General features: G+C 59.6%; 28 protein-coding genes. 22 read left to right on the top strand and 6 right to left on the bottom strand.

Going from position 1 to position 26,524, the window contains the following annotated elements; all coding sequences use genetic code 11:
- Positions 1 to 50 precede the first annotated feature (50 nt).
- The 3 genes from map to ACSHZY_RS14660 form a co-directional block, all read right to left on the bottom strand.
- Positions 51 to 800, bottom strand: coding sequence for a type I methionyl aminopeptidase (gene map, locus ACSHZY_RS14670; protein ID WP_435170353.1), 750 nt, complete (start codon positions 798 to 800; stop codon positions 51 to 53).
- A gap of 207 nt (positions 801 to 1,007) precedes the next feature.
- The gene (locus ACSHZY_RS14665) at positions 1,008 to 1,466 is read right to left on the bottom strand and encodes a VOC family protein (RefSeq protein WP_435170351.1); all 459 of its coding nucleotides are present in this window, start codon (positions 1,464 to 1,466) and stop codon (positions 1,008 to 1,010) included.
- A gap of 8 nt (positions 1,467 to 1,474) precedes the next feature.
- Positions 1,475 to 1,915, bottom strand: coding sequence for a MarR family winged helix-turn-helix transcriptional regulator (locus ACSHZY_RS14660; protein WP_435170349.1), 441 nt, complete (start codon positions 1,913 to 1,915; stop codon positions 1,475 to 1,477).
- Positions 1,916 to 2,323: 408 nt separating this feature from the next.
- On the opposite strand from ACSHZY_RS14660, the gene ACSHZY_RS14655 reads away from it, so the two are divergent.
- From ACSHZY_RS14655 to ACSHZY_RS14580, 16 genes are all read left to right on the top strand, one after another.
- Positions 2,324 to 2,890, top strand: a complete 567-nt coding sequence (locus ACSHZY_RS14655) for a hypothetical protein (RefSeq protein ID WP_435170348.1) — start codon at positions 2,324 to 2,326, stop codon at positions 2,888 to 2,890.
- Positions 2,887 to 3,189: a hypothetical protein gene (locus tag ACSHZY_RS14650; protein WP_435170346.1), complete on the top strand. Its 303-nt coding sequence runs from the start codon at positions 2,887 to 2,889 to the stop codon at positions 3,187 to 3,189. Before ACSHZY_RS14655 ends, ACSHZY_RS14650 begins: the two co-directional genes overlap by 4 nt.
- A 182-nt stretch (positions 3,190 to 3,371) precedes the next feature.
- The gene (locus tag ACSHZY_RS14645; RefSeq protein WP_435170345.1) at positions 3,372 to 3,806 is read left to right on the top strand and encodes a LexA family protein; all 435 of its coding nucleotides are present in this window, start codon (positions 3,372 to 3,374) and stop codon (positions 3,804 to 3,806) included.
- 8 nt (positions 3,807 to 3,814) lie between these two features.
- A complete protein-coding gene (locus ACSHZY_RS14640) occupies positions 3,815 to 4,066 on the top strand; it encodes a hypothetical protein (RefSeq protein WP_435170344.1) in 252 nt (83 codons plus the stop codon).
- 54 nt (positions 4,067 to 4,120) lie between these two features.
- Entirely contained in the window at positions 4,121 to 5,134 is a 1,014-nt protein-coding gene (locus ACSHZY_RS14635) for a tyrosine-type recombinase/integrase (RefSeq protein WP_435170342.1), read from the top strand.
- Positions 5,127 to 7,334: a tyrosine-type recombinase/integrase gene (locus tag ACSHZY_RS14630; protein WP_435170340.1), complete on the top strand. Its 2,208-nt coding sequence runs from the start codon at positions 5,127 to 5,129 to the stop codon at positions 7,332 to 7,334. The genes ACSHZY_RS14635 and ACSHZY_RS14630 overlap by 8 nt, the downstream gene beginning before the upstream one ends.
- Before the next feature lie 309 nt (positions 7,335 to 7,643).
- Positions 7,644 to 8,129, top strand: coding sequence for a hypothetical protein (locus ACSHZY_RS14625; RefSeq protein WP_435170338.1), 486 nt, complete (start codon positions 7,644 to 7,646; stop codon positions 8,127 to 8,129).
- Positions 8,130 to 8,289: 160 nt separating this feature from the next.
- Positions 8,290 to 9,399 carry a metallophosphoesterase family protein gene (locus tag ACSHZY_RS14620; protein WP_435170337.1) on the top strand — a complete coding sequence of 370 codons (1,110 nt, stop codon included), beginning with the start codon at positions 8,290 to 8,292 and terminating at the stop codon, positions 9,397 to 9,399.
- Entirely contained in the window at positions 9,396 to 12,017 is a 2,622-nt protein-coding gene (locus ACSHZY_RS14615) for an AAA family ATPase (protein ID WP_435170335.1), read from the top strand. Before ACSHZY_RS14620 ends, ACSHZY_RS14615 begins: the two co-directional genes overlap by 4 nt.
- A complete protein-coding gene (locus tag ACSHZY_RS14610; protein ID WP_435170333.1) occupies positions 11,971 to 13,356 on the top strand; it encodes a DUF4297 family anti-phage-associated protein in 1,386 nt (461 codons plus the stop codon). The genes ACSHZY_RS14615 and ACSHZY_RS14610 overlap by 47 nt, the downstream gene beginning before the upstream one ends.
- Positions 13,357 to 13,365: 9 nt before the next feature.
- The gene (locus tag ACSHZY_RS14605; RefSeq protein WP_435170331.1) at positions 13,366 to 15,033 is read left to right on the top strand and encodes an ATP-binding protein; all 1,668 of its coding nucleotides are present in this window, start codon (positions 13,366 to 13,368) and stop codon (positions 15,031 to 15,033) included.
- Between the two features lie 103 nt (positions 15,034 to 15,136).
- On the top strand, positions 15,137 to 16,183 hold the full coding sequence (locus ACSHZY_RS14600; protein ID WP_435170419.1) for a DUF4113 domain-containing protein: 1,047 nt from the start codon (positions 15,137 to 15,139) through the stop codon (positions 16,181 to 16,183).
- A gap of 82 nt (positions 16,184 to 16,265) precedes the next feature.
- The gene (locus tag ACSHZY_RS14595) at positions 16,266 to 16,502 is read left to right on the top strand and encodes a FitA-like ribbon-helix-helix domain-containing protein (RefSeq protein ID WP_435170329.1); all 237 of its coding nucleotides are present in this window, start codon (positions 16,266 to 16,268) and stop codon (positions 16,500 to 16,502) included.
- Complete coding sequence (locus ACSHZY_RS14590) at positions 16,499 to 16,927, top strand: type II toxin-antitoxin system VapC family toxin (RefSeq protein WP_435170327.1); 429 nt, start codon at positions 16,499 to 16,501, stop codon at positions 16,925 to 16,927. The genes ACSHZY_RS14595 and ACSHZY_RS14590 overlap by 4 nt, the downstream gene beginning before the upstream one ends.
- 90 nt (positions 16,928 to 17,017) lie before the next feature.
- Entirely contained in the window at positions 17,018 to 17,200 is a 183-nt protein-coding gene (locus ACSHZY_RS14585; protein ID WP_435170325.1) for a DUF3606 domain-containing protein, read from the top strand.
- Positions 17,201 to 17,297: 97 nt separating this feature from the next.
- Positions 17,298 to 17,447 (top strand): hypothetical protein, encoded by a 150-nt coding sequence (locus tag ACSHZY_RS14580; RefSeq protein WP_435170323.1) that lies wholly within the window; start codon positions 17,298 to 17,300, stop codon positions 17,445 to 17,447.
- 127 nt (positions 17,448 to 17,574) lie between these two features.
- On the opposite strand, the gene ACSHZY_RS14575 is transcribed toward ACSHZY_RS14580, so the two are convergent.
- Together ACSHZY_RS14575 and ACSHZY_RS14570 are read right to left on the bottom strand one after the other, a co-directional pair.
- Positions 17,575 to 18,168: a chemotaxis protein CheB gene (locus tag ACSHZY_RS14575; RefSeq protein WP_435170321.1), complete on the bottom strand. Its 594-nt coding sequence runs from the start codon at positions 18,166 to 18,168 to the stop codon at positions 17,575 to 17,577.
- A gap of 123 nt (positions 18,169 to 18,291) precedes the next feature.
- Positions 18,292 to 18,651: a response regulator gene (locus ACSHZY_RS14570; protein ID WP_435170319.1), complete on the bottom strand. Its 360-nt coding sequence runs from the start codon at positions 18,649 to 18,651 to the stop codon at positions 18,292 to 18,294.
- Positions 18,652 to 18,914: 263 nt separating this feature from the next.
- On the opposite strand from ACSHZY_RS14570, the gene ACSHZY_RS14565 reads away from it, so the two are divergent.
- The 6 genes from ACSHZY_RS14565 to ACSHZY_RS14540 all read left to right on the top strand — a co-directional run bounded on the left by ACSHZY_RS14565 (position 18,915) and on the right by ACSHZY_RS14540 (position 25,618).
- A complete protein-coding gene (locus ACSHZY_RS14565; protein WP_435170417.1) occupies positions 18,915 to 19,673 on the top strand; it encodes an alpha/beta fold hydrolase in 759 nt (252 codons plus the stop codon).
- Positions 19,673 to 20,785: an ATP-binding protein gene (locus tag ACSHZY_RS14560; RefSeq protein ID WP_435170318.1), complete on the top strand. Its 1,113-nt coding sequence runs from the start codon at positions 19,673 to 19,675 to the stop codon at positions 20,783 to 20,785. The genes ACSHZY_RS14565 and ACSHZY_RS14560 overlap by 1 nt, the downstream gene beginning before the upstream one ends.
- A gap of 85 nt (positions 20,786 to 20,870) precedes the next feature.
- A complete protein-coding gene (locus ACSHZY_RS14555) occupies positions 20,871 to 21,959 on the top strand; it encodes a catalase family protein (protein ID WP_435170316.1) in 1,089 nt (362 codons plus the stop codon).
- 1,085 nt (positions 21,960 to 23,044) lie between these two features.
- Positions 23,045 to 24,886 carry a ParB/RepB/Spo0J family partition protein gene (locus ACSHZY_RS14550; RefSeq protein WP_435170314.1) on the top strand — a complete coding sequence of 614 codons (1,842 nt, stop codon included), beginning with the start codon at positions 23,045 to 23,047 and terminating at the stop codon, positions 24,884 to 24,886.
- Between the two features lie 55 nt (positions 24,887 to 24,941).
- Positions 24,942 to 25,289: a hypothetical protein gene (locus tag ACSHZY_RS14545; RefSeq protein ID WP_435170312.1), complete on the top strand. Its 348-nt coding sequence runs from the start codon at positions 24,942 to 24,944 to the stop codon at positions 25,287 to 25,289.
- A gap of 122 nt (positions 25,290 to 25,411) precedes the next feature.
- On the top strand, positions 25,412 to 25,618 hold the full coding sequence (locus tag ACSHZY_RS14540; protein ID WP_435170310.1) for a hypothetical protein: 207 nt from the start codon (positions 25,412 to 25,414) through the stop codon (positions 25,616 to 25,618).
- A 110-nt stretch (positions 25,619 to 25,728) separates the two neighbouring features.
- Here ACSHZY_RS14540 and ACSHZY_RS14535 read toward each other — a convergent pair whose 3' ends face one another.
- Positions 25,729 to 26,145 (bottom strand): DUF2726 domain-containing protein, encoded by a 417-nt coding sequence (locus ACSHZY_RS14535; protein ID WP_435170308.1) that lies wholly within the window; start codon positions 26,143 to 26,145, stop codon positions 25,729 to 25,731.
- Positions 26,146 to 26,524 lie beyond the last annotated feature (379 nt).

The raw sequence follows: 26,524 nt of genomic DNA, 5'->3' as shown, positions 1-26,524 counted from the left end.
GAGGGACGGCAGGGCGACCTCGACGTGCCGAGCCCAAATCTGCCGTTCAATTAGCTCGGCAGCGTCACGATGAGTGGCGCATGGCGGGTTGCGACGACGGTATGTTCATATTGAACGGCCATGGCACGGGGATGACTGTGAAGGGTCCACCCGTCTTTGCTGTCGGTAGCCATGAGGCCGCCCATGGACAGGAATGGCTCTACCGTAAGAACCAAGCCGTTGTGCATCCTGCGTTTATCGCCGCGCGTGGGCCAGGTGGCGATCTCCTCGGGATACTCATGCAGCGAGCGTCCGATGCCGTGGCTGGCGAGGTTGCGGATCAGGGTATAGCCGCGGGCAGAAGCAAACTGACCGATAGCCTGACCGATGCCGGCCAGCGGTTTGCCGTGACCGACCTGCGCAATCCCGATCTGCATGGCCCGCCTACCGTCCTTGCAAAGACGATCAAGTGATGCGCGCACCGGACCAACCCGAAAGCTCGCGCCTGTGTCGGCGAAGAACCCCGCCTTCGACGCCGACACGTCGATGTTTACGAGATCCCCTTTCGCGATCACCCTGTCACCGGGGATGCCGTGAGCGATCTCCTCGTTGACGCTGATGCAGGTCGTGCCGGGAAAGTCGTAGGTGGATTTCGGCGCGGACAGGGCACCCTCGAGTTCCAAAAATTCACGCCCGATCTCGTCCAACTCGCGGGTCGTCATGCCGGGTTCGAGCGCCTTTGACATGACCTTCAGGGTGTTCGCCACGATCCGACCGATGGCCTTCACGCCGTCCAGTTCATCTTCTTTGGTGATCGTCATGACGTGCGTTCTTTCGCAAGGGAAGTTCTCGGCATCATAGCGATGAACGTCCGCAATGTCCCATCCTCGACCTACCGGGGCATGAGGGTCGGCGGTGACGACTTCGACGTGCAGAGTCCAAAGCCGCCCTTCGTGTTCCGACCCCGTCTGTCCGCGTATACCTTCCGATCGAGACTCTCGGATGCCAGTCGTTCGGTAAGCCCGGTGTCATCCGGCCGGAAGAGGCTGAAGCAGCTCTATGACGTTTCCCCACGGATCGGCGATGAAGGCCACACGCACCATCCATTCGTGATTGTCGGTGGGGTCGAGGGTGATACGAACATCACGGTTCTTCAGTTCGACCACTGCCAGATCGACGTCGTCGACCCAGATGCCCAAGTGATGCCATCCGTTCAAGAGAAAGCTGCCGAATAGCTCTCCGTCACCCGGTCGTTCCGCGGCCCCATCGCCGGAAACCAATTCCAACCGAAACGTGTCGGCGCTCTCCATCGACATTTCTGTGAATGTCATACCATTCAGATCAAAGGCGCGGACCACCTGCATCCCGAGCTTGTCCCGATACCAAGCGATGCCAGCGTCTCGGTCCCCAATACGAAGGGCAACGTGGGCAACACGGGCCGTCGAGAGCGCGGATGCCTGAATCGGGGCTGTTGCTGTATTCAGCATGATAGGTCCTATTCTATGTCGGTTGTTTTGTTTTCAGCGGTGAGACGCTGTCTCAAAATTTGCAGTAGATCGACGGCAGCGGTGATCGTGGAAACTTGCAGATCAGCGGCGAGATCATCTGCCCAGACCTGTTGACGCGCCATTGCCTGTTCATACGCGTCCAGCCCATGCTCGGTCATTGCGACGAGCTTTGCTCTGCTGTGATGCGGGTTGGGGTCGAGCCTGACCAAACCAGTCGCATTCAGGTCGTCCACCACCCGTTGCACGGATTGACGCGTCAGCCCCATGTCTCGCGCAAGATGCGCGACCGGTAGCGCAACGGGGGAGAGGGATATGGCTCCAAGCACCTGCCAGCGCGCACTGGTCAAGCCTAAGTCGCCGACCAGTGCGTCACCTGCCTCGATGAGATCACCATTCAATCTAAAGATCTCCACTATGAGATCGGTCAACGAACTGCGGAGTTGGCTTCTGGGGTGGTCTGAGGATGTAGGCTGGGATTTCATACTAGGGGCCATATAATGACAGTAGGCTGTCATTACGACACCCCGCTGTCATATTCAATAGATTGGTTTGAGACGCTCAGATGTGAGTAATCACACCTGCTTCGACCAGTGCTACATCTCGACCTAAGGCTTGGGATCCTGCGGATTCGTTGGCAATCATAATGAATGAATGACCGCTCTGTCCCCCACACGCAGACTCCGCACAGGAGATGGTCACTCAACTTCGGAGTTGCGGCATCAGCCGTGATAGCCTGATTTATGCTTTTGACGTCAGAACATAAGTTATGAACCTAATGCTTTGGCAACGCTTGCTTTATCTTCTAGTCTGTCCTCACCAAATAATGAGGAAACGACATGCTCCTGACCCGCAGCATCAGCGCCGCCCTCTTCTCGGCCGTGGCCGCGATCGCCACCCTTGCTTCACCAAATGAGGCGGAGGCTTATGACATCGACTGCAAGCTGATCCTGTGCCTAGCGGGCGGTTTTCCATCCTCTTGCGGGGATGCCTATGACCACATGATCGACCGGCTGCGCGACGGCAAATCCCCGATCGGCACCTGCCTCATGTCGGATGGCGCTGAATACGATAATTACGAAATCGACTACAGCTTTGCCAACCGCACCAGCTCCGACGCGTGGATCTGTCCCGAGGGCAAGAACAAGCATTTCAGCCGGGGCTATGACGGCGATAGCCGCGAAGTGATCAAGGCGTTCTGCTATGACGAACGCCGCCGCTTGGGCTATGGCACCAACAGCGACGAAAAGTATTACTACACAGGCGTTTCCACCCCGGAATACAAGAACATGCGGGTGCAGATCACGGTCGAACCCGGCACCGAGGCCGAATACACCAATGGCGTTCAACGGTATCAGACCAGCAACTCCTATGGCTACGGCACCCGTGTGACCTTCCGCCCGTGACGATCCGGCTCGCCATCATCGCCATTGTTGTTTCGGCACCCTGCGCTCTCGCGCAAGGGTGCTTTCCTCCCGAACAGCCCTACGCCTATGAACCTCCGACCGATGATCCTGAATTGCGTGAGATCGTGCGCAATCAGTATCAGACCTACATCGAGGAGTCGGAGGGCTACATGAATTGCCTTCAATCCGAGATCGGCCGCGCCCAAGCGGAGACCCGTGAAGTCATGAACCGCTGGGTTGAGTATTTCGGGGCGGAAGCCACGATGCGTTACGACGAAAGCGACATGTCTGTTCGCTAAGATCGGGGACGTGACTTAACCCTGCCTGCACTCAAAAACATGCAACAAGCCGTCCTGTAAACGGGTGCCTGACGGTTTGCCACATGGTCATTGTGATCGGCGGCTGCGAAATCGGAGCTTGACGCCAAGGGGGGATAGCAGGCTATCAGGGTCTGAATGTTCCTCATTCGTTCGCCCGCCTCATGACTGTAACTCTCGCCTCGCTGAATGTGATCCTCGTCGACCGGCAACTGCCGCTCGCCTCGATCAGCGTGCCTGCAGGGTTTCCATCGCCAGCCGGTGACGATCTTGAGGACACCGTGGACCCGATCAAATGGGTGGTGCGACACGAGCGTTCGACGTTTTGGTGGCGCGTCTCCGGCGACAGTCTGGAAGCCGAAGGCATCCTTGACGGCGACCTGATCGCCGTGGACCGCTCCGGCCGTCGCCGCCCTGGTCGCATTGTCGTCGCCGTGGTTGATGGACAGATCACTGTCAAGAAGCTCGCCAAGCGCAACGGCGATTGGTTTCTGGACCCGCGTGCCCGAGGTGACGGCTACGAGAGCATTGCCGTCACCGAAACGACCGAGATTTGGGGCGTCGTCGCGGGCGTCGTGCGCCGCCTCGCCATCGAGTAGGTGCGGCCATGATCCGCGCGTCTGCAGACCCGATCGCCCTCATCGACTGCAATAACTTCTACGTCTCTTGCGAACGTGTTTTTGACATGTCGCTGCGCGGCATTCCCGTAATCGTCCTGTCCAACAACGACGGTTGTGCTGTCGCCCGCAGTGACGAGGCGAAGGCTCTTGGCGTGAAGATGGGCGCCCCCGTGTTCAAGATGCGCGACTTCATGCGGCAGCACGGCATCAAGGCCCTGTCGTCCAACTACACACTCTAGTTAGTTAGGTGGAATGCCTGCGATTGTGGTATGATTTACAGGTGGAGGAATGCCATGCAGTTCGCCCCATCATTGCAACCCGCCCTCGCTCGGCATCCCCTGCTCGCCGACTGGCTTGAGCTTCTTGGCAACCTTGGCCGCGCCCGTGCCACGCTCGATGCCTACGGCCGCGGGGTCAGTCATTTCCTGACGTACTGCGAAGCCGCAAGTGTCGCCGCCGAGGCGGCGACACTTGCGGATCTCTCAGTCTATATTCGCTTCTTGTCCGAAGGACCGGCACGGATCGCCAATTCCTCGCTGCACCAGCGCTTGAGCGCCATTCGCTTGTGGTATGATCACCTGATTTATAATGGTTTACGTTCAACCAACCCCCTGCCCCGAGGGTACATCTCGCCAACGCGACATATCCCTGAGCACGCCGGCTTCAGCCGCGGGCTGGTCCCCCGCTTGGTAAAGCTTCCCTATGTACCCTCCGATCCGGACTGGGAGCGCATTCTCTCGGCCGCCGCCCTCGACACGGTGCGCAACAGGCTCATGCTGGCCCTTGGATATTACGGGGCGCTGCGGCGCGAGGAACTCGTTTCGCTGCGCGTCAGCGATCTCGATTTTGCGCACAGGCTGGTGTCGTTGCGGGCTGAAACGACCAAAAGCAAACGCGCACGGATCGTATCCTACAGCCCGCAAGTCGCGCCAACTCTAATAAGTCATTTGCACTCACTCGCGCAGAGCAAGGGAGCGGCCGGCCCAATGTTTCGCTCACATTCGGATCGCAATCGCGGCGCGCCTCTGTCGATATGGTCGTGGAGCAAGATTATCGCGCGGTGGGCTGCAGATGCCAAAGTCGAGAATTTCAGCACACATAGCTTGCGGCACCTGCGCCTCACGCATCTCGCGAGGGCGGGTTGGCCTCTCCACGAACTCTCCGCTTACGCTGGCCACGCGGACCCCAAGACGACGATGGTTTATCTCCATATTGCCGGAGCTGACCTAGCGCGGCGCATGGCGCAATCGGTTGCGCATATCGATGCGCGGGTAAGCACTTCGCTGTTCGGTTCTCTCCATGATTGATTCCGCGATCACTTCGCCCGGAAACTCATATGTGGCCTTTGACCCATCGCCCTTCGGTTTGGTCGGAGAGCTTACGGCTGATGAACTCGATGCTCTGCGCGGTCGAAGTAAAACGTGCCTTGAAGACCTCGAACGCTTGGTGCCCCGCCTTGTCGTTCCACTACTAGCAATTGCTCGAATGGGCGACGTCTCTGCCCCAAAGCGTGAGATCAGCATCAAAGCTGTCATCAAAACAGTGGCTCGCCGCCGGATCCCCTACTGGCAGTGGGATAGAGACGCGTGGCTTACACTGCTGGATCGAACATGCGGGTCTCGCCCGTACCTGACGGCGATCGCATATCACTTGGGCAGCCTGCGGGATGTATCAACTCTCCCTAAAGCTTGCCATTCAGGTATTTATGCCCGCGCGATCTACGGGTCCGATATTTTTTGGCATGAACATGCGCGGCTAGCCACCACCCTGCGCTCGCTCGGCTATAGCGCACGTCATCTTGAGCTCTTCCTGACAAGTGTACTTGGTCACCTCATGCTCGAGAACGGCGATCCTCGACTCGAAACCTTTACGGTCGACTTGTTGCAGAAGGGCCAGGACGGTCGCAATGATGGCGTCGCGCGTGCTGTCGGCAAGGTGTCGAATGGCTTAGCTGCCATGGGCATCATCGAAACTCCGTTACGAATGCGTAACTATGTTGGCTGGAAAGATAAGAACACCGATGGCGTGCCTCCAGAATGGGCGCAGTGGTGCGCCCGCTGGCGCGAGACATCAACCTTGCGGCCGAGGACTCGTGAAACCAATTACAGCTTGATCCTGCGCATCGGCCTTTGGTTGGCAAGAGAATACCCGCAGGTCCAGTCTCCTGCGGACTGGGACACATCAACATGCGCTGCGTTTCTTTCTGCGGTGGATCACATGACCGTGGGCGAATGGCGGCTAGAGTCCGCCCCGTCACGCAAAACCAAAACGCACGGCGCGGCCATTGCAGCCAATTCGAAACGCACTTTCTTGCACGCCATGAGGCGCTTCTTCATCGATATTGAGCTATGGGGGTGGGCATCGCTGCGTTTCAGCCCCCGCTATCATCTCGCGACACCCAAGTCAGTTGTCTTTAATAGCGGTGTCAAGCCGCGAGTGATTGACGATGCAATGTGGCTGCGGCTGATCTGGGCCAGCCTCAACCTCGAGCAGGACGACCTTCTGTCCGAGCGCTGGTATCCTCTGGCCCTCATCCAGGCGCTCGCTGTGGTCTGGACGCACTGCGGCCTGCGGCAGAACGAGGTATTTCGGCTCGCGGTAGGCTGCGCCAAGCCGCAGGCCGAAGACATTGTCAATGAAGACGGCAGCACCGTGCCGGCGGGCACGCTGTGCTATCTCGATGTCCCTGCGAGCAAGACTTTCCGTGCCTTTGTGAAACCCGTAGCTGTCGTCGTGAAAGAGCGGATCGATGCTTGGGCGGCGCAGCGGCCGTCTCATCAAGCACCGCTACTTGACGAACGGACCGGCGAGCGCGTCGATTTTCTATTTCAGTACCGCGGCCGCCGAGTGGGCATGTCGCTAATGAACCAGACAATCATCCCTATCCTGTGCGCTAAAGCAGGGTTGCCGCCGAGTGACAGCATGGGGACGATCACCAGTCATCGCGGTCGTGCATCGGCAGTGACCGCACTTGCCAGTGTCCCCAAGGGCATGTCGCTGATCGAGCTCATGGAGTGGTCCGGGCATACCTCGCCCCGGTCGACGATGCACTACATCCGCATTAGGCCTACTCGTCTGGCGACGTCATTCGCTCAAGCCGATCACATGGCACATATGGTGGCGGTGCTCGTCGACCATGATGCCATCGCGCGCAAGTCGAATGAGCCCTACACCTTCTACGATCTGGGCGACTCTTATTGCTCGAACCCTTTTTGGAGCGCTTGCCCGCATAGGATGGCGTGTGCCGGGTGCGACTTTAATCTTCCCAAGGCCAGCGCCCGTGCTCATGCGTTGGAAAGCCAAGATTCAATCCGACGATACCTAGAAGAGGTCCCTCTGACCGCCGATGAGCGTATTATCGTACAAGGCGATGCCGAGAAGGTCGCCAGTTTCATTAAGAAGTTGAGCAGCGTTGCGACACCGGACGGCCGAACCCCATCAGAAATTTCCCAATCGATCAATGGTTCTAACCGATCTCAGATACCTATCAAAAGTTCGGAAGGCTGATTTCGTTTTGGACAAAACCACCTTCCGTGAGGCATGCTGAGAATGGCCGGTCCTCATCCAGCACCCGCCACTCTTAAATAATGACAACGATCATGCCAGAAATGCGCAAGATTGGCCGACGGGGGAATGTCCAGTTGAGCGTAGAAAATGGCGATAGTTGCCGTTCCCGATCGTCGGTGCCGACCACTTCGGGCCGGTCCGCGGTCGACACTTGGAGGTCTGCTCACGCCGGAACCGAGTATGCGCTCGCGATCCGGCATACGGACGGTTGCGCGTCTCCAAGAGATCATTCAGAAAATCGGTTACAGCATGTATCGGCACGCAACGTTTATTCGGATGACGGATCAGGGTTGGAGAACCTCGTTGGATAATCCACACGCTGTCGCAGGGGCTTTCGCGGGACAGTTCGGAGACGCCGAATACGCTTTGAAGCGGTCCGACCGGATTCGACTAAACAGGGAGACTGCTGAGGCCGACTGGGATGCGTTCGCACGCGATCTCGGGCCTGAATTCTTCGCCGCAGTCGTTGACAAGGGCATCGCCAAGACGCTGATCAGCGAGCCGCCGCGTCGCCTGATGAAAGACCTCGTATGGGCACCCGAAATACCCCAGCCCTTAACGAACGTGCACGAGCTAATTGTTCAAGGCGTTTGCCGAGTGCGCAATAGCTACCTGCATGGCGAAAAATTCCGCGGTGGGCCGGATGGTCAGTGGGTGCGTGATGTGACGCTGATAAAGGAAGCCCACTTTGTGCTGCAAGCGGCCCTTGCTTGGCCAGGCCGCCCGGACGCCTGACGCGTTAATTAGTTCGGCTAACGGGGGTGGAAATTAGCGGAGAGGTGCTCGCTTATCTAAGGGTGCCGAGCATTGTCTTGGCGGTTAAGTACGAGCTGTCGACGGCCGAGAAATTATCGCGTCTAGTGAGGATCTGGAACGCCTGACGGGGGGAGGTATTTTGAAATTCATCCATTCTGCCGACTGGCAACTCGGCAAACCGTATGGGCGCTTCGAGCCCGAAGTCCGGGTCAGCCTTAGTGAGGCGCGGTTCGAGGCAATCGACACACTTGGGCGGATAGCGCTCGAACACGGGGCACAGCACGTCGTCGTTGCCGGCGACATCTTCGACACCGAAGGGCCGGAGGACCGGACAATCGTCCAAGCTATATCCCGGATGAGCCGTCATAGCTGTCGCTGGTGGCTGCTTCCAGGCAACCATGATTTCGCGCGAAATGGCGGGTTATGGGATCGCGTACGTCAAAGGGCGAGCGAGAATATCGTCATCTTGTCGACGCCCGAGCCGGTCGAGATCAACCCCGGCATCTGGCTGCTACCTGCGCCCCTTGAGCATCGCCACAACCTTGAAGATCCCACCGCCCGTTTCGATTCTATGGAGACGCCGGGCGCGACCCTGCGTATCGGCCTTGCGCACGGTTCGATCCGCGACTTTGGCTCGCAAGGCGAAACGAAGAACCAGATTGCTCCCGATCGTGCACGCCGATCGAACCTCGACTATCTGGCGCTCGGCGATTGGCATGGGGCACTCCGGGTCGATGATCGCACCTGGTTTGCTGGCACGCCCGAAGTCGACCGCTTTCAGCGCGACGATCCCGGACAGGCCCTCGTCGTCGAGCTGTCGACGGGTGCGGAGCCGTCCGTCACGCCGATCCGCACTGGCCGCTTCCAATGGCTTTTGCGGGACTGGATGGTCAGTGATCAGGCAGCGTTCGATGCCGAGTGCGAGTTGCTTCTCAGCGCGATCGACGCGCCCAAAACGCTTTTGCGTCTGACGCTGGTTGGTATCACCAGTCTCAGCGATCGGATTCGCATGCTGGGTCGCCTTGAAAACGACATTGGCCATCAATTGCGGCATCTCGACGTGCACGCGGATGATTTGGTGGGGCGGCCTAGCGACGAAGACATTGCGAACCTAGCCGTCGAGGGCATGCTCGGGGCGGCGGCGGCGATGCTTAATACCAAGATCGAAGGCGGCGGCGAAGATGCAGCGGTCGCGAAGCGGGCCCTTGAGCGCCTCTTCGTCGAATATAGTCGGGAGGAGCGGGCATGAGTCTCGTCATTCGCCGCATCGCGTTAGAGAATTTTCGGAAGTTCCGCGCGCCCGTTGTGATCGAGGGTCTCACCGACGGCCTCAATGTCGTGATCGAGCCGAACGAGACGGGCAAGTCGACGATTCTCGAAGCCTTGCGTGCCGCCTTTTTCGTTCGCTTTAATACGCGCAACCAGCTGGCCCAATCCTTCGCCCCCCATGGCGATGCTGTCGGTCCTAAGGTTGAGGTCGCATTTGATGTTGATGGCGCGCCCTGGTCGGTGACCAAGCATTTCCTGCGCAGCGCCTCGGTCGAAGTCTCGGGGCCTCAGGGCCGTGCGCAAGGGGAAGAGGCCGAGGCGCGCTTGAACGCGCTGCTCGGTTCGGTCCGTGATACAAGCCGGGGCGGCGATGTCGCGACATACGGCGCCCTTGGTTTGCTTTGGGTCGCCCAGACCGAGGCTTTGTCTGTGACCGCGCCCGGCCAGATCGTGCGCGACAGCGTTACTTCTACGCTCGAAGCGGAAGTCGGGTCGATTATGGGCGGCGCTGCCTATCGCCGCGTCAGGGATCGGGTCGAGGCTCAATATGCGCTCTACTGGACACCGACCGGCCAGAAGCGTGGCCGGCAAACCGACGCGCATGAGCGGCTCGACGCCGCCGAGACCACAGCGCGCGAAGCCGCGGATCGATTAGCTACGCTGGAGCGCAGCTTCTCGGAAGTCGAGGCGGCTCGCACCCGCCTGAAGATCATTCAGCGCGAGATGGCGGACAACACAGACGCGCAGACGCGTAGCGGCCTAGTCGCTTCGCTCGATATCGCACGAACGGCGGCCCAGATCCTCACCACCCGTCGTGCCGAGCAGGAAGCGGTCAACGGCAAGATGAAGGCGCTTGAGGACCTTCGGCAGCGCCACGACGATGCGACGCAGGCTTGGACGAAGGCAAACGACGCGTTGGCGCAGGCAGGCGAACAGCGTCTCGCGACTAGCGACACATTGTCGGCGGCGAAGCAGAAGGTTGTGGATGCGCGCACCGCGCTCGATTTCGCGCGCACGGACCGCCAAGCTGCGCGAACTGCCTTAGCTAAAGGCGAAGAATGGATCCGACACAGCCGTCGGAATGCTGCAATTCAGGCCGCGCGCCGGCGGCATGCTGACCTCCTGAAGCTCGAGGAACAACACAGAACCGCACAGGCGCTCTCCGACATGGCGCTCGCCCCGAAGGTCTTGACGTCGCTTGAAGCGCATGATCGCGCCGTCACTGAAGCGCAAGCGGTGGTGAGCGCCGGCGCGACCCGAATTGCGCTGTCTGGCTCAGCGGACGGAATCACGATTGATGGCGAGCCAATGGTACTCGGCGTGCACACCGTTGATCGCGAAGTGCACATCCGCATCGGTGCCGCCGAGCTTCAGATTACGCCGCCGGAGTCTGCCGCCAGCGCCGCGGAGGTCTTGGCGTCTGCGCTTCGTAAGCGGAAAGAGGCACTCGACGATCTCGGTGTCGTCGATCTTGCTGCCGCGAGGGTCCGCAACGAGATCGCCAGGGATGCCGCAGCGGATTTGCGAGCCCTGGAGGCTCGTATTGAAGCGGCCACGCCGGCCGATGATGCCCTTCAGCTTGCTGCTGGATCCGCTGCGCTCAAGCTATTCGCCACCGAGTTCGGTATGGATGAGGCCCACGTAGAGGGGGAACTTCCTGACATCGCGGCGCTCACCGACGCAATGGAGAGGGCCGATAGTGCCGCAGCCCGTGCCGAAGGGGCTCAGGACAGCGCCATCGAAGCCCTGCGTCGTGCCGAGCAGGAGGAAGCGCCGCTTGCGACTGCGGAAGCAAGGGCCACGAGCGATGTTGCCAACGCCGTCAGCGCGCTCGAGGCGATCGAGCGGCGTCCTGAATGGACGACGCTTACCGAAGATCTGGCCAAGGCGCGCGAGCAAGCCGCCGAGGCTTCGGTTAAGGTTGAAGAGGCGCTCCGTGATGCCTCTGCGCACGACGTCGCGGCGATCACGCGCAAGATCGAGTTGGTCGATGCGAGGGTGCGCACCGCCGGGGAAACCCGAACGCGGCTGGAGACCGATATCGCACGGCTTGAAGGGACAATCGAGAGTGAGGGCGGCCTTGGCCTCGCCGATCGAACAGCTGCCGCCTGTGAAGAAGTCCAAGCGGCTCGTCTTGCTCTTCAGCGCATCACTGATGACGCAGAGACGCTGAAGGTCCTGCGAAGCACCCTCGACGCCGCCCGTAACGAGACGGCGGCCAAATTTGTCGGTCCGGTGGCAGTGCGGGCGAAGCGTCATATCGAACGCCTCCTGCCTGGATGCGAGCTCACTTTTTCGGAAGATCTCGGTCTCGAAAGCGTCATCCGTGCGGGCATGAACGAAAGCTGTGGGAGCCTGTCGCGCGGCACGCAGGAGCAACTTGCCGTACTCACGCGGATTGCATTCGCCGATATGCTGTTAGAGCAGGGGAAGCCCGTGTCGCTGATCCTGGACGATCCGCTGGTATATTCCGACGATGCTCGTCTCGATACGATGATCGAGATTCTGTCGGAGGCCGCAACCCGCATGCAGGTTGTCCTTCTCACCTGCCGTGATCGCGCCTTCAGACATGTCGTTGGAAATCGGATCACATTGTGAGCTTGAAGTCATCAATTGCCGAGACGCGATCAGCGAGAACCTGGAGAGCTTCAAAAATGGGGATTTCAATGACAAACGAATGCGGACGCGATGCCCGCGTGGCAGATCACCGCAGGGGGTAATGGTGGCCGATCGGAGCGCAGTTTCAACAATTGCTGGCTATTTCTATCAATTCGATCGCTCGATCCTCAGCATCCTGGGGCTATCCGGTCCGAATGACTCGGTGGCGATAGAATGCATCGAAGATATCGACGTCCACACCGCTACCAAAACGACTGCCGTTCAGTGCAAATATTATGAGAAGTCAGAATATAATCATTCAGTTATCAAGCCCGCCATCATGTTCATGCTTTCGCATTATAAAGAGGGCCTCACGGCCGGCCGGCCAGCGATCCAGTACCAGCTCAGCGGCTATTTCGCGTCCGGGCAGGATAAGCTAGTTCTCCCGTTTGATATCGGCTTCCTAAAAACCAATTTTCTCACAACCGCATCAAAAGAAGGAACGGTAAAAAAGCATGAGGAACTTGGCGTTAGTGACGCGGAGCTTGAGGGCTTCTTGAAACTTCTGTCGATCGACGTGAATGCGGCGAAATTCGAGGATCAGTTCCGGGCGATAATCCATAGTCTTGTCAAGCAGTTCGGCTGCTCACCGTTTTCAGCAGAATTTTTCTATTATAATAGCGCCCTGCGAGTAATCAGGGAATTGGCGATCGAACCGAATGAGGCTCTGCGCGTCACAACGAAGACAGCCTTCATCAAGCGGATAGATAAATCTTCAAATCTCTTTGATGAGTGGTTCATCGCCAGGCGCGGTAAGGCCAACTATTATCGCGGGCTTCGCAATGAGTTTTTCGCAGCGGGCTTGAATGTATCTCCGGCCGAACGGCTTTTCATCATCCATCCGGCTGGCGATAGCTACAGTCGGAACACGGTCAAAACGCTTCTAAAGACGATCTCCCGGAAATATTCCAAGCTGTCTAAGCGCGACGCAAAGCCCTTTTCGCCATACGTTCTGCTCGTCGGCATTGACGATAGCGAACTTGCCGGCCTCAAGCAGGAGTTGCACAACGAAGACTTTCGCTTCGTCGACGGCTACGATTTCAAGGGTGCCCAGTTCGACGCCAAGTCTATCTCCCGGCCGGTGTCCGCCGACGCCGGTCCGGCCCTGAGACTATTCTGCAGTCTGGAGGAGGCGCGTCAGACCTTTCTGTCGTTCCAGCGCTCGCGTGAGATCTACGAGTTCTATTGCAGTGAGCCGGTTGAAGACTTTGGTGATGGTGCAATAAGCCACGCACGGTTCCAGATTCCCAGATACGAAGATGTCGATGAAATCATTTAGGGGATAAATATGAGTGATGTTAAAGCAGAAGTCGTCGCGGTTTTTCCTAACAAGGTTAAGATCGTCGTCGATGACCTCGAAAATTTCAGGATTGCTGAGGAGTCTCTCCGCGTTGGCTCCTATTTGAAGATCGCCGACAATGAGAATGCGGTACTGGTCGCCATCATTGAGAACTTCCAGATTCAGGCGCGCGACGACGGGAGGCAGGACTATGTGATCGAGGCTTTCCCGCTCGGCGTTTTACGCGATAAGAAGTTTGAGCGCGGCGGAGACGCCCTCGCGATCCCGCCGAAGACGGTCCAACCGGCGACGATCGACGATATCCGCCTGATCTATGGCAGCTCGTTGCCCGTGAAGGATCGTTTCTGCTTCTCGAAGCTTGCAACGAACAAAGAAGTCGAGGTTCCCGTCGATGGGAACAAATTCTTCAATAAGCATATTGCGGTGGTCGGTTCCACAGGCTCCGGTAAGTCCCACACTGTCGCAAAGATCATTCAGAAGGCGGTTGGGGCTAAGGGCGACTATACGCTCAACAACTCACACGTGATCATTTTCGACATCCATTCGGAGTATCACGCGGCCTTTCCGGAAGCTAATTTCATCGACAGCGCCAGCTTGGTTCTCCCCTACTGGATGCTGAGCGGCGAGGAATTGGAAGAGTTCTTTCTCGACACTGAGGCGAACGATCACAATCAGCGCAACGTGTTCAAAGATGCCGTCATCCAAAGCCGTAAGAAGCACTTCATGGGAAATGGCGACGACAAGTCTCGGATCCATTTGGACACGCCGCTCCCGTTCGACATTCGCGACGTTTTGGCTCATGCCAACTATCTCAACACCGAGATGGTCGACAGTGGCGAGGTGTATGCCCCTAGCCACAAGACGAAGGCCGGACAACCAAAGTTTACGCAAGGCAGCCTCTATGGGCGGTTGACCAACTTTGTGAATCGTCTCGAGAGCAAGATCAGCGACCGGCGCCTCGACTTCTTCCTTGGCGAGGAGTCGAAGACAATCTCTTTCGAGGAAACGCTCCGATCCATTCTCGGCTACAGCACGGGCAAGCAGCACAATGTCACCGTCATCGATCTGAGTGGTGTCCCGTTTGAGGTTTTGAGCATCACGGTTTCGCTGATTTCACGACTAATCTTCGAGCATGGCTATTTTTACAAACGCCTGCGCTGCGCCGCCGACCCACAGGAAAGCATCAACAACGATGCGCCCATTCTTCTCGTTTACGAGGAAGCACACAAATATGTGCCGAACAGCGAACTGTCGAAGTTCCGGGCGTCAAAGATGTCAATCGAGCGCATTGCTAAGGAGGGGCGCAAATATGGCGTCACCCTGCTCCTCGCGAGCCAGCGGCCCTCAGAAATCTCCGAGACAATCTTTTCACAGTGCAATAACTTTGTCGCCATGCGGCTGACCAATCCGGTGGACCAAAGCTACGTCCGCAAGTTGCTGCCGGATTCACTGGGAACGCTCATCGACAAGATGCCGGCTTTTAAGCAGGGTGAGGCGCTGCTGGTTGGAGAATCGATCGCCCTGCCGTCGATAGTCCAGATCGAGGTCTGTACGGTGGGTCCAGCCTCGAATGATATTCCCTATTGGGACCTCTGGCAGCAGAAGTGGAAGGATCTTGCAATCGACAAGATCCGCGACGAGTGGTTGCGCCGCTAATCGTGCGAAGGGTAGGGGTAATAAATATCCCCTCGCGGCATGCCCCGAGGGGATAGGCTCTTAAGAAGGTCCTCTCCGTTGTAGCGCTTGACGTCCATTCCACATAAACGGGGATCTATCGCGCCGTGTCGTGGAGGTGCTGCACGACTTTTCCCCGCGCCTTGAAGTCTATTCCATAGATGAGACGTTCGTGGACCTGTCCGGCTTTGGCGATCGCATGGTGGACCATGCCAAGGACATGCGGGCCACCGTTCGGCTGGACACCGGCATCCCCACCTGCGTCGGGATCGCGCCGACCAAGACCCTCGCCAAGCTGGCGAACTTTGCCGCCAAGAAAAACCCGATCTTCGGCAGCGTCTGCAATCTCATGGATGATACCGTCCGCGATTACGTCATGCGCCGCATCCCCGTGGGCGAAATCTGGGGTGTTGGCGGTGCCACCCAGGCCAAGTTGATGACACAGGGGATCACGATGGCTGCCGAGCTGCGTGACCTGCCCCTGCCCCTCGCCCGCAAGATCGGCGGCGTGGTGCTGGAACGTCTGGTGGCCGAACTGCGCGGCGTCGTCTGCATCGACTTCGAGGACGTGCCGCCGCAGCGCAAGGGCATGGCCGTCACCCGCTCCGCAGGTTTGCCCATGACCACCTTCGACGTGCTGGCCCAGGCCATAGCCGCCCACGCCACCCGCGCGGCCGAGAAGTTGCGCCAGCATGGCCTTGTCGCAGGCGCGATGACCGTTTTCTACCACACCAACCCGCACAAGCCCGAACGCCCGCAGCATTCTGCTTCGCGCAGCGTGCGCCTCTCGCCCATGTCGAACAACACGTTCGAGCTGGTCGAGGCTGCCATTTCCGCCGCGAGACGCGGCTGGAAAGGCGACCCCTCCGGCAACGGCCACGGATACACCAAGGCAGGTATCATCCTGGACGATCTGTTGCCCGAGCAGGATCAGCCTGCGCTTCTGTTTCCGCCCGCGCGCCCACGCGATGCGAAGGTCATGGATGCGCTCGACGCGCTCAACGACCGCTTCGGCAAAAAGACCGTTGTTCTGGGCCGTGAGGGATTTGAGACGTCATGGGCGACGAAAGCGGATCATCGATCGCCGCGCTACACCACCCGCTTGAGCGAATTGCCAGTCCTTCAGCTATGATAGCACTTTTACGTTTGTGCCATCGTTAACCCGTGATAGCATTATCGTTAAGGTGCCATCATGGAGCATGATTATGGGAAACATGACTATTCGCAACCTGCCAGATGAAGTTCACAATCATCTGCGGGAGCAAGCGACCAGCAACAGCCGCAGCATTGAGGCGGAAGCCCGCGCAATCCTCGTAAACTCCTATGTTGCCAAACATACGGGTGGCTTTGGACAGCAGCTAAGGTCGCGCTTTCAGAGCATGGGGGTCATTGGTGACGAGTTAAGCGTGACGCGCGACAAGACAGTGGGCGAAGCGGCGGACTTCTCGTGATCGTTCTGGACACGAATGTTCTGTCCGAAATCCAAAAGCCCAAACCGGATCCGAACGTGATGGCATGGCTCGATGCTCAACATCCGAGCAACCTTTTTGTCACCGCAATCACAGCCGAAGAATTGCTGTTCGGCGCATTTATCCTGCCCGTTGGGGACAGGAGGGCAAGGCTTGTTGGAACGGTGGAGGCCATGCTTGCAGATGATTTTGCATATAGAGTGCTGCCCTATGACGTAACGGCAGCGCAATTCTACGCCTCGCGTGTCTCTAGCGCCCGCGAACGCGGAATTACGATTGGTCACGCTGATGGTCAGATCGGGGCCATTGTCGCGTCTCAGAAAGCGGCAAGTATCGCGACACGCGACACTTCTCCATTCAAAGCGATGGGCGTGGATGTCATTAATCCTTGGGAGTATGAGCCGTAGACTCGGCCCTAGTGCGTCCGCGTAAAACCTGACGAAGATGAAACAAGGCAACGTGCATCCGCATTGTTCTTCTGCATGAAGGAGGAAATCATGACAAAAGAGCAAACTAGCAGAGGCCGCGCCCAGGACCGCCAGAAGGTCGCGGGCGGGCAGGATTACGAAGTCCGCTATGAGGCCGACAAGATGGACGTGTCCAAGGACGAAGTGCGTGATGCCGTGAAGTCCGAAGGCAACAGCCGCGATAAGGTCGAACGCAAGCTGGACAAGGAATGAGCCGATGACGGGCCGAGGAGGCAGATCCCGCACGATCCGGCCCGTCACCTATCAGGAGACGGGCAGCCAATATCGAACCGTCACGGACACAGACGGCATGGGCAAGGCCCTGATCGAGCATTGTGACCCGTCAGACCTCGACTATCTGGCAGCAGCCCGAGCCCGCATTGCTTATGAAGAGGGACAGGGTGATGCCGAGTTGGTCAGGGCAATGACCACAGCCGGGGTTTTCATTCGAAGCGCATGAGTCTGCTCCCTGAGCATTTCAGATACTCAATCGGGATGGGCCTATTTAGGCTGCTTGCTCAAGCAAGATTAAAAGCAGCCATTCGCCGCGCTCTACCGACAGTATTTTCGCGCTTTGGTCATGCGCTTCATACGATCAGGCGTTGCTGTTCAGATACGGCCTCTTCGACGGCCCGCGCGATCACCTTGATATCACCGATAACGTCGACGGGGCCGTCATAGGCAATGGCGTTTGCGGGCATGTTTGGCAGAGGCCAGCGCGGGGTCACGACCATCGTGCAACCTCCTGCCGTCTTGATGGTGGCAAGACCGCGTGAACCATCATCCAGCGATCCAGCCAAGACGATGCCTATGATACGCGAGCCCCCGAACTCTGCGAGGGAGTTGAAGAGCAGGTCGACAGTGCGATTGCCGTGCATCCGGACAGGATCGGGCGTCAACGTCCCCATGGTGCGAGCGATCAAGGTGAGGTGGTTCGCAGGCTCGCCGATATAGACATGTCCGGGTTGAAGCCGCTCATCTTCATCGGCAATGAGCACAGGCATGCGGCTGGACCTCTGCAGAACCTCCCGCAAATGGCTGATGGCGGTCCATGGCCGATGCAGGACGATCATCACCACGGCATCGAGATCAGACCATTCGCGCAGAAGATCGCGAAGGTCCTGAAGCCCTTCTCCACCGGAGGCTCCGACCGCGACCGTCCAAGGGGAATGCTGCTTCATTCCATACATGATACAACGAAACGGGCCTGCATGGCGAGTAGCGCCAGGTATGGTCGGTCGGCTGAATTGTGAGAGGCGGCTGATGCTCGACACGGTTGCCCGTGCAATCCAAAAAAGGGAGCTTCAGGCTGCCAGACGCCGAACGTGGGTCAAGACCTGCTCTTCCGTATAGGGTTTATCGAGAAACAATGCGCCGTCCGGCATCATGTCTGCCGTAACGCGCCGATGCCCCGACGTCACGATGATGTGGATCGGCGGCCAGCGATCGCGCACGCAGGCCGCGAGCCACAGACCATCCGGACCATCACCCATGTCGATGTCGGTAAAGATGACCCGGATATCGGTGCGGTCTTCCAGGATGCGAAGCGCATCTGCGGTATCGCGGGCTCCCACGGCTAAAAACCCCGCATCCTCAATCATGAACATGGCATCCATGCGCAACAAAAGCTGGTCTTCGACAACAAGGATGGCTGGCACGGTCATGTGGCTCGCTTCAGGTTCCGTGACGGCTCAGCCGGCCCGTTCTATTGATTGATTGTGGTTCTAGTTTCCTGAACGCCGAAGTCAGCGCATATGTTCGCGCAAGACTTCGAGCATTTTACAAGAGACTGTATCTGCAACATGGTCTCATGGGATGCAGTGGACCACAGGGTCTGCATGTCGTAGCCTTTTCTGAAGCATAAGGCTGAACAGTATCTTGAACCTCAGGACTTCGTGTGTCGTCGATTATCCGTAATAACGTGAAGATGTCCGGCGCAGGCGACCGGACGATGCTGTTCGCCCACGGCTTCGGCTGCGATCAGGCCATGTGGCGGTATGTGGCCCCGCAGTTTCATGACGACTTCAAGGTTGTGACCTTCGATCATGTCGGCGCCGGCGGGTCGGATATCGCCGCATATGACGGCGAAAAATATGCGGCCCTTGATGGATATGCCGAAGACATCTGCGAGATCGGCGACGAATTGGGCATCCGGGGCGGCATCCTTGTCTGCCATTCCGTCAGCGCGATGATCGGTGTTCTTGCCGCCATCCGCCGGCCGGACCTGTTCGGCACGCTGGTCATGGTGTGTCCGTCGCCGCGATATATCGACGATGGCGACTACATCGGCGGCTTCACTGCCGATGACATCGAGGATCTGCTGGCGGCTTTGGCCGAGAACCCGTTGGCCTGGTCTGCCTCGATGGCACCAGCCATCATGGGCAACCCGGACCGGCCAGAGCTTGGTGAGGAACTGACCGCAAGCTTCTGCCGCGTCGATCCCCGCATCGCCGCCGACTTCGCCCGTGCGACCTTCACCGCAGACAACCGCGCCGACCTGCCGAAACTTTCCGCCCGCACCCTGATCCTGCAGTGCCGTGACGATATCATAGCCGGCGAACACGTGGGGGCATATGTCCGGGACCACGTGGCAGGCAGCCAGTTGGTGCTGCTGGACGCGACCGGCCACTGTCCGAACCTGAGCGCGCCCGACCAGGTGGTCGAAGCCATCCGGAGGTTCGTGTGATGGCGAGCGATGTGGAGACGACGCAACTCCAGGAGTTGCTCGATACAGCACCCTGCGGGTTCCTCGTGATGGATGAAACCGGACGCATCGTCACCGCGAACGCCACGCTGAAAAGTTGGCTCGGAGCGTCCGATCACGGCCTCCAAGGCAAACCTGCGACGGGAATATTCAGCGTGGGCGCCCGCATCGTGTTCGAGACGAGCCTCTTGCCGGTTCTTCGACTCCGCGGGCAAATCGAGGAGGTGAGCCTTGACCTGAGGGCGCAGGACGGCAGCAAGGTTCCCGTCCTGCTCAGCGCGGACAACACAGACGATGGGCAGCACCGCTTGACGCGGCTTGTCTTCCTGCGTGCCAAGGCGCGTCGGAATTACGAGCGTGAGCTGATCAGTGCCCGCGCAGAAGCAGAAGCCCGCCTTTCGCTCGAACAGCGCCAAGGCGAACTTCGGGAACAGTTTGTGGCCGTGCTGGGCCACGATCTGCGCAACCCGGTGGCCTCGATGTCGGCTGCTACGCGGATGCTGTCCCGCGAGGACCTTAGCGAACCGGGCAAGGAAGTCATCCGCCTGATGCAGGGCAGCGTCCAGCGGATGTCGCGCCTGATCGACAACGTGCTCGACTTCGCACGCAACAGGCTGGGCGGCGGCATTGAACTCAACATCTCGAACGAACCGCTGGAAGTGCTGATCCGTCAGGTCGTAGACGAACTGCGTTCTGGCGAGCCGGACCGCGATGTGCAGACGAACTTCTCGATCCTGCATGCCGTCACATACGATGGGGAACGCATCGGTCAGATGGTGTCGAACCTGGTCGGAAACGCTTTGATCCACGGTGATCCCGCGCATCCGGTGCTTGTCAGCGCGCAGACGAGAGAAGATGGGCACCTGGAGATCTGGGTTAGCAACAAAGGTAATACGATACCGCCCACCGCCATGGAAAAACTGTTCGACCCCTTCGTGCGTGGCGGAGCGGAAGGCTACCGAAAGGGGTTGGGCCTTGGGCTGCACATCGCGTCCGAGATCGCCAGGGCACATGGTGGCCAGCTCCTCGTTTCCTCGACCGATCAGGAGACGCGCTTCACCTTCCGGATGACAGAACAAGCAAACGCCGTCTGACCTGTCCGGAACTTCAAAAGCCTCCGCCCTGTTGCACCCGGATGAAGGCGGACCGTCCGGTCCGCCGGCACAGGAGGACCCAGGATTGACCAAGGCACCCCTTTCCTACCATCCCGGTGTCGAGACGCCCGATCCCGACGAGCAGGCCACCATCGATGGCATCATCAGCGGAATGACCTCACAAAGCGAAACCGTGGAGGAGCGCGAGGGCCATACCGTGCGTGCCAGTCATGCCAAGTCCACCGCGTTGGTGACTGGCACACTGGAGATCCCGCCCGGTCTTCCCCCCGAACTTGCTCAAGGTCTTTTCGCAATATCTGGCGTCCACCCGATCGCCGTCCGTTTCGCGCAGGGTCCGGGAGAGTATCTCGGCGACCGTGTCTCGACCCATCGCGGCATGTCGATTAAAGTCTTCGACGTGCCGGGCGAAAAGCTGGCGGGACACCGAACTGACACGCAGGATTTCGTGCTTGCCAGCGGAACAACTTTTCCATCGGGGACCGCCAAGGGCTTCCTGCGAGACGGGACCGTGATCGGGAAATCCACAGGCCTGCCCGAGACGGCAAAGAGCGCCATCGCCTCCGTCGCGCGAAACTTCAACCGCGTGCTCCACGCCTTCGGGACCGAAAACGCGAAGGCGGACTTCTTCGGCCATCCTTTCTCCCATCCGCTGGCCGAGCCCTATTACAGCCAGGCCCCACTGCGTTTCGGTGCCCATGTTGCAAAACTTGGCGCATTCCCCGTGGCCGAGGCGCAACTGGCGCTGACCGACTGGCGACTGAAGCCGCACGAGGACGAGGACGGCTTCCGACACGCTGCGGTCGAATTCTTCCACGATCACGACGTGGTCTTCGAACTGCGGGCGCAACTCTGGGTCGATCCTGATGCGCAGCCCATCGAGGATGCCTCGGTGGCGTGGCCGGAAGACATCAGCCCCTACCGGACTGTGGCCATCCTGCGCATGCCGAAGCAAGACGCTTATAGTGCAGCACGACAGGACTTCTTCGACGAGCGGATGACATTCCGCCCGGCCCATAGCCTCGCCGCCCATCAGCCGCTGGGATCCATCATGCGGGCGCGCCTGCAGGTTTATGCTGCGCTGTCAGAGTTCCGGCACCGGCAGAACGGGATCGTGCCAGTTGATCCCGCCCATGTCGATGACGTGCCTGCCTAGGGCGTTCGGTCGAACGTCAGGTCGCACCATCATGAGGCGCTGCTATCGATGGCTGGCACGTGAAGACGAAGGTCAGCTTTCGGCAAGTCGCAATGCGTGATCTGAGCTCGCACGAGTGATAGCTTTGGGCTCATTTTACCTAGCACCTGTCTACTTTCATGGCGCATCCCTCGTGCCGTCCGGTCTAGGGCTGTCGCCCTAGACCTCCCTGCCCGCGTGAGCGCGCTCTAGGCTCCGGCCGGCAGGACCGGCCTCCGCCCCGAACCGGACTCGCCCCCTCTCCCTTCGCGCCGAGTGGCACCGGCCCTGTCTCTCCGAGCCAGCGCCGATGCCGCGCGAATGGTCTAGGGCGCGGCCCGTTTCGGCCCTTTCGGGTGACGATCGCTTGCGCGGCCCGCACCTTCCCACAGGATCTTTCTCGCTGTCCTTCGCGCCATGATGCGCGTCCAGCTCGTGCGACCTGATGCACAGGTGCCGTGCTTGGATAGCTGCGGGCCATAAAGATCAAAGGTGATCCGCGCAAAGGGCGCGGCTCGATTTATGCAGGGGGATTCGGCGGAGCCGAACGCCCCTGCCCCCGTGGGCCGCTGGCGCGTCCGTTCAGGGAACCGCTGGTTCCCCCGTCAACCCGCAAATGCGGCACTGCGCCTCGGCCCCTCCCCATCTTCCTCCACCTCGTGCCTCGGCTCCGTGCAGACGGGGGCCCTCCGCCGCTCCGTTGGATTTGCAAATTGCCGGGTCCCCCTCCGGCCCTCGCCGGGAGGCAGTCCGCGAAGGAGAGGCGCGGCGAACCGCGTCTCACCTTCACGGCCAGCCCCAATTTTAGAAGGGGGCGCACCAAGCCGGAAGGTCACGCAACCGACAACCTGAAAGGGGGTGAGAGAATGGCAATGGAAGTTCTGACACAGCGCATCGCGGAAGCGAGAGAGCTTGTCAGGAAGGGCGACTGCTTTGGAATCGGACGCCGCTTCCTGAACCAACACGGGGTCATCTGACCCTGCCCGTGTCGTCCCTTTTCGGGGGCGGCACACGCGAACCCTAACCCAAGATCGCAACGCCGATCAAGTCACCACGAGAGAAAAACCATGAACATGAAGCCCAACACCGACACCGCCGCCGCCGTCATCGAGTATGTGCCGCTGGCTGACCTCTACCTGTCCGACCTGAACCCGCGCCAAGAAGCCGACCCCGAGGGGATTGCGCTGCTGGCCCAAAGCATCCTGACCTGTGGACTGGTGCAGAACCTTGCTGGCCTTCGCGACGACGCGGGCCGCGTTGCTATCGTCGCAGGAGGCCGCAGGTTCCGCGCCCTTGGGATTGCCGCCGAGCAGAACCCGTCGCTGGCGATGGTGCCTGTCCGTCTGGCCCCGAACGCCATGACCGCACAAGCATGGGCCAATGCCGAGAACACCGCCCGCGAAGCCCTCGCACCTGCCGATGAAATCCGCGCCTATGGCCGGATGCGGGATGCCGGAGCCTTGGCGCACAGCATCGCCAAAGCCTTCGGCGTGACGGAGGCCCACGTTTACCGCCGCCTGAAACTGGCCGACCTGCCCGCCCCCGTGCTGGACGCGCTGGCCGCAAAGGAAATCAGCCTCGCATTTGCGACGGCCTTCACCGTGTCGAATGACGAGGCACTGACCTTGACCGTGCTGGAACAGGCCAAAGGCCGTTCCTACTACACGGAACACCAGATCAAAAACCTTCTGAACCCTGACAGCCTTCAGGATACCGACCGCCGCGCCCTGTTCGTCGGGCTGGACGCCTACGAGGCCGCAGGGGGGAGCCTGACCCGTGACCTGTTTTCCGACAAAGTGTTTTTGACCGATCCGGCTTTGCTCATTCGACTGTTTGACGAGAAGTTGCAGGCCGAAGCCGCAGACCTGACCGCCGCAGGGTGGAAATGGGTCGAGGTCGAGGCCAACGAGTCTTGGTTGTCCTATGCCGTCACGGACAAGCTGATCTGCCTTTCGCCCATGTCGGAGCCGCTGACAGAGGCCGAGTCCGAAGAATGGGACGAACTGGCGGAACTGGCAAACAGCGACGTTCTGGACGACGCGGGCAAAACCCGCATGGAGGAACTGAATGCCAAGCAAGCGCCCTACTTCACCGCCGAGCAGAAGGCGCAGGGCGGGGCATGGGTCTACGTGGACAGCCGTGGCGAGGCTTGCACGAAACTGGGCTTTCTCCGCCGCGACGATGCCGCCGCTGCCGCAGAGGCAGGGATCATTGCCCCAGATCACGCATCAAGTGCCGAAGCCGCCCCTGCCGAGAAAGGCCCCTACAGCGCGAAGCTGGTGCAGGACATGAAGGCCGTCCGCCTGAATGCCGCGCAAACCGCGCTTTTGTCCAAACCGAACCTTGTCCTTGACCTTCTGGCCTTCGCGCTGTCGCCTGAGGCGGGCCTATATCACAATATTTTGGACGTTCGCACCGGAACGCCGAGCATCGTCCCGACGCAGGAGGAAGGGCTGGAACTTGACCCACGCCTGAACCAGCGGGCGACCACGCGCAACATCAACCTTGGCGGAGCCTTTGCCGAGTTTCGGGCCAAGGGCCAGAAGCACCGCAACGCCGCCCTGACCGAAGCCGTTGCCCGCACCCTGAACTACGATTGCGGCGGATACGACGCCACGCCCCTGTTCGAGCGTCTTGAGGACGAGGCGGGCGCGTCGATCCGCGCCGTCTGGACCCCGACCGCCGCCAATTTCTTCGGGCGCGTCTCGGGCGGCACACTGGACGATCTGTTCAAAGACCTTCTGGAACAAGACGACGAAAGCCCCGCTTTCAAATCCTTCCGCAGCTTGAAGAAGGGCGCGAAGGCCGAGGCAATGGAGGCGATCTTTGCCGATCCGAAGGGCAGCGAATGGCCCGTGACCGATGCCCAAGCCGCCAAGATTGCGGAATGGGTGCCGGATTGCGCCTGACACCACCGAGGGGCGGACAGCCCGCCCCTCACCCCTACTTTTCGGGACGAAACAGATGCAGCTTTATATCGCGACCTACTGGAAAGGCACCGCTTGGACTGATCTGCATACCAACCCCCTGACGTTCAGGGAGGCACAGGACAAGGCGACCTCTGCCATGCTGAACGGATGCGGCACGACACGCCTGCGCCTTGCCGATCACGACGACACCTTGGCCGATATTTCTGCTGAGCAGATTGCCGCGCTTCATGCTTACGCCGCCCGATATGGTGCGGATTGGAAGCATTACCTTGTCATCGAGTGGCAATGCGCCACCGCGCCCGCGCTCCTGCACCGGCTCCGCAACACGCATGGCCCAAGCTGGCTTGAGGGTTTCACTCTGCCGCAGAATGCCTTAACCTGATCCAGCAATTCGGTCCTTTGGACCAGACCCTATTCCTTGTGGTGAGGAATTGACCTGCCGTCCCTTCGGGGGCGGCTTTTTTCGTCTTGCCGGATCACGATGACCGCGCCAAAGCACTTTGCATGATCGTCACCTATGATGCCCGCGCCCGCACCTTCACAATGCAGGGTCAATTCCTGATAAGCACCTATCCCATCGAGGACTTCCCGAAGTGGCTAGAGTTCTATCGGGGGATGAAGGCCGACTACCCGAAGGCCAAGGGCGCATATGATGCTACGGTCGCGGCCCTTGAAGCCTTCGCAAAGGAAATGGCCGCCACCTTGGGTTGACCCGACCCACGCCGAACCACGGGTCCGACGCGGGCCAGGTCCGGCGCTGCCCGCGCCGGGGCCGCTGCGCGGCATGTCATGGTCGGGTCGAAGTGGATCGGACGAGAGTCCTACCGCCTTGCCCCGCCGAGCGTCGGCCCAGACTCTGTTTTTGGCTCAGTGTCGGACCCATCGACGGCTTTCACCAACGATATGACGTGTTCGCGCTCGAACTTCGCCGGTAGCTCGAAGAACGGTATCGCAGCTTGTGAACAGGCGCGTCTCTTGATCTTGTCGCTTTCTTCCGCACGGATGCGACTTTGACGGGTGTTTCCGTAATGGCCCCCGCCTTGATATTCCACCACCGCCGCCACCGCCAAACTCGGATCGAGGACCACGAAATCGGCCCGCTTGGAGTTCACAGACATATAACGGCGATAGTCGCGGTTCTTCAGAAATGATCCATACGAGACTTGGCACATGAGGGTCCAGCCCGAGGGCAGTTCCCCCCGCAGCATCTTGAACAACCGTTCTTCGGTCTTGTTCATCAAAGCCGCGCGCTGAAAGGGAGGTGCGAATACAGGGGTCTTTCGCGTCAGGAAAGCTATGCCTAGAAGCGCGACAAGCGCCAAGACAACCATGGTCAGATTGTAAGATGTCGCGTCCATAGGTTAAATCCCGTTGGGTCAAGGCAGGTTGATTTCGGCGCGGTTCTATAATTACCGACCGTTGCGACTCAACCCTGCTTTAATGGCGCATCCCTCGTGCTTTCCGGTCTGGGGCTGTCGCCCTGGACCTCCCTGCCCGAGTGACCGCGCTCTAGACTACGGCCGGCAGAACCGGCCTCCGCCCCGAACCGGACTCGCGCCCTCTCCCTTCGCGCCAAATGACGCCGCCCCTGTCTCTCCGAGCCAGCGCCAGCGCCGC

Source organism: Falsirhodobacter sp. 1013 (assembly GCF_051195255.1).
Taxonomy (GTDB): domain Bacteria; phylum Pseudomonadota; class Alphaproteobacteria; order Rhodobacterales; family Rhodobacteraceae; genus Falsirhodobacter.
Note: the sequence above shows the minus strand (reverse complement) of the source record. Positions and strands in the feature narration are given on the sequence as shown.

Coding starts and splice junctions, on each gene's coding strand:
- map (WP_435170353.1), bottom strand. CDS start 800: ATGACGATCACCAAAGAAGATGAACTGGACGGCGTGAAGGCCATCGGT.
- ACSHZY_RS14665 (WP_435170351.1), bottom strand. CDS start 1,466: ATGCTGAATACAGCAACAGCCCCGATTCAGGCATCCGCGCTCTCGACG.
- ACSHZY_RS14655 (WP_435170348.1), top strand. CDS start 2,324: ATGCTCCTGACCCGCAGCATCAGCGCCGCCCTCTTCTCGGCCGTGGCC.
- ACSHZY_RS14645 (WP_435170345.1), top strand. CDS start 3,372: ATGACTGTAACTCTCGCCTCGCTGAATGTGATCCTCGTCGACCGGCAA.
- ACSHZY_RS14640 (WP_435170344.1), top strand. CDS start 3,815: ATGATCCGCGCGTCTGCAGACCCGATCGCCCTCATCGACTGCAATAAC.
- ACSHZY_RS14635 (WP_435170342.1), top strand. CDS start 4,121: ATGCAGTTCGCCCCATCATTGCAACCCGCCCTCGCTCGGCATCCCCTG.
- ACSHZY_RS14630 (WP_435170340.1), top strand. CDS start 5,127: ATGATTGATTCCGCGATCACTTCGCCCGGAAACTCATATGTGGCCTTT.
- ACSHZY_RS14625 (WP_435170338.1), top strand. CDS start 7,644: ATGTATCGGCACGCAACGTTTATTCGGATGACGGATCAGGGTTGGAGA.
- ACSHZY_RS14615 (WP_435170335.1), top strand. CDS start 9,396: ATGAGTCTCGTCATTCGCCGCATCGCGTTAGAGAATTTTCGGAAGTTC.
- ACSHZY_RS14605 (WP_435170331.1), top strand. CDS start 13,366: ATGAGTGATGTTAAAGCAGAAGTCGTCGCGGTTTTTCCTAACAAGGTT.
- ACSHZY_RS14595 (WP_435170329.1), top strand. CDS start 16,266: ATGACTATTCGCAACCTGCCAGATGAAGTTCACAATCATCTGCGGGAG.
- ACSHZY_RS14585 (WP_435170325.1), top strand. CDS start 17,018: ATGACAAAAGAGCAAACTAGCAGAGGCCGCGCCCAGGACCGCCAGAAG.
- ACSHZY_RS14580 (WP_435170323.1), top strand. CDS start 17,298: ATGGGCAAGGCCCTGATCGAGCATTGTGACCCGTCAGACCTCGACTAT.
- ACSHZY_RS14575 (WP_435170321.1), bottom strand. CDS start 18,168: ATGAAGCAGCATTCCCCTTGGACGGTCGCGGTCGGAGCCTCCGGTGGA.
- ACSHZY_RS14570 (WP_435170319.1), bottom strand. CDS start 18,651: ATGACCGTGCCAGCCATCCTTGTTGTCGAAGACCAGCTTTTGTTGCGC.
- ACSHZY_RS14565 (WP_435170417.1), top strand. CDS start 18,915: ATGTCCGGCGCAGGCGACCGGACGATGCTGTTCGCCCACGGCTTCGGC.
- ACSHZY_RS14560 (WP_435170318.1), top strand. CDS start 19,673: ATGGCGAGCGATGTGGAGACGACGCAACTCCAGGAGTTGCTCGATACA.
- ACSHZY_RS14550 (WP_435170314.1), top strand. CDS start 23,045: ATGAACATGAAGCCCAACACCGACACCGCCGCCGCCGTCATCGAGTAT.
- ACSHZY_RS14545 (WP_435170312.1), top strand. CDS start 24,942: ATGCAGCTTTATATCGCGACCTACTGGAAAGGCACCGCTTGGACTGAT.
- ACSHZY_RS14540 (WP_435170310.1), top strand. CDS start 25,412: ATGATCGTCACCTATGATGCCCGCGCCCGCACCTTCACAATGCAGGGT.
- ACSHZY_RS14535 (WP_435170308.1), bottom strand. CDS start 26,145: ATGAACAAGACCGAAGAACGGTTGTTCAAGATGCTGCGGGGGGAACTG.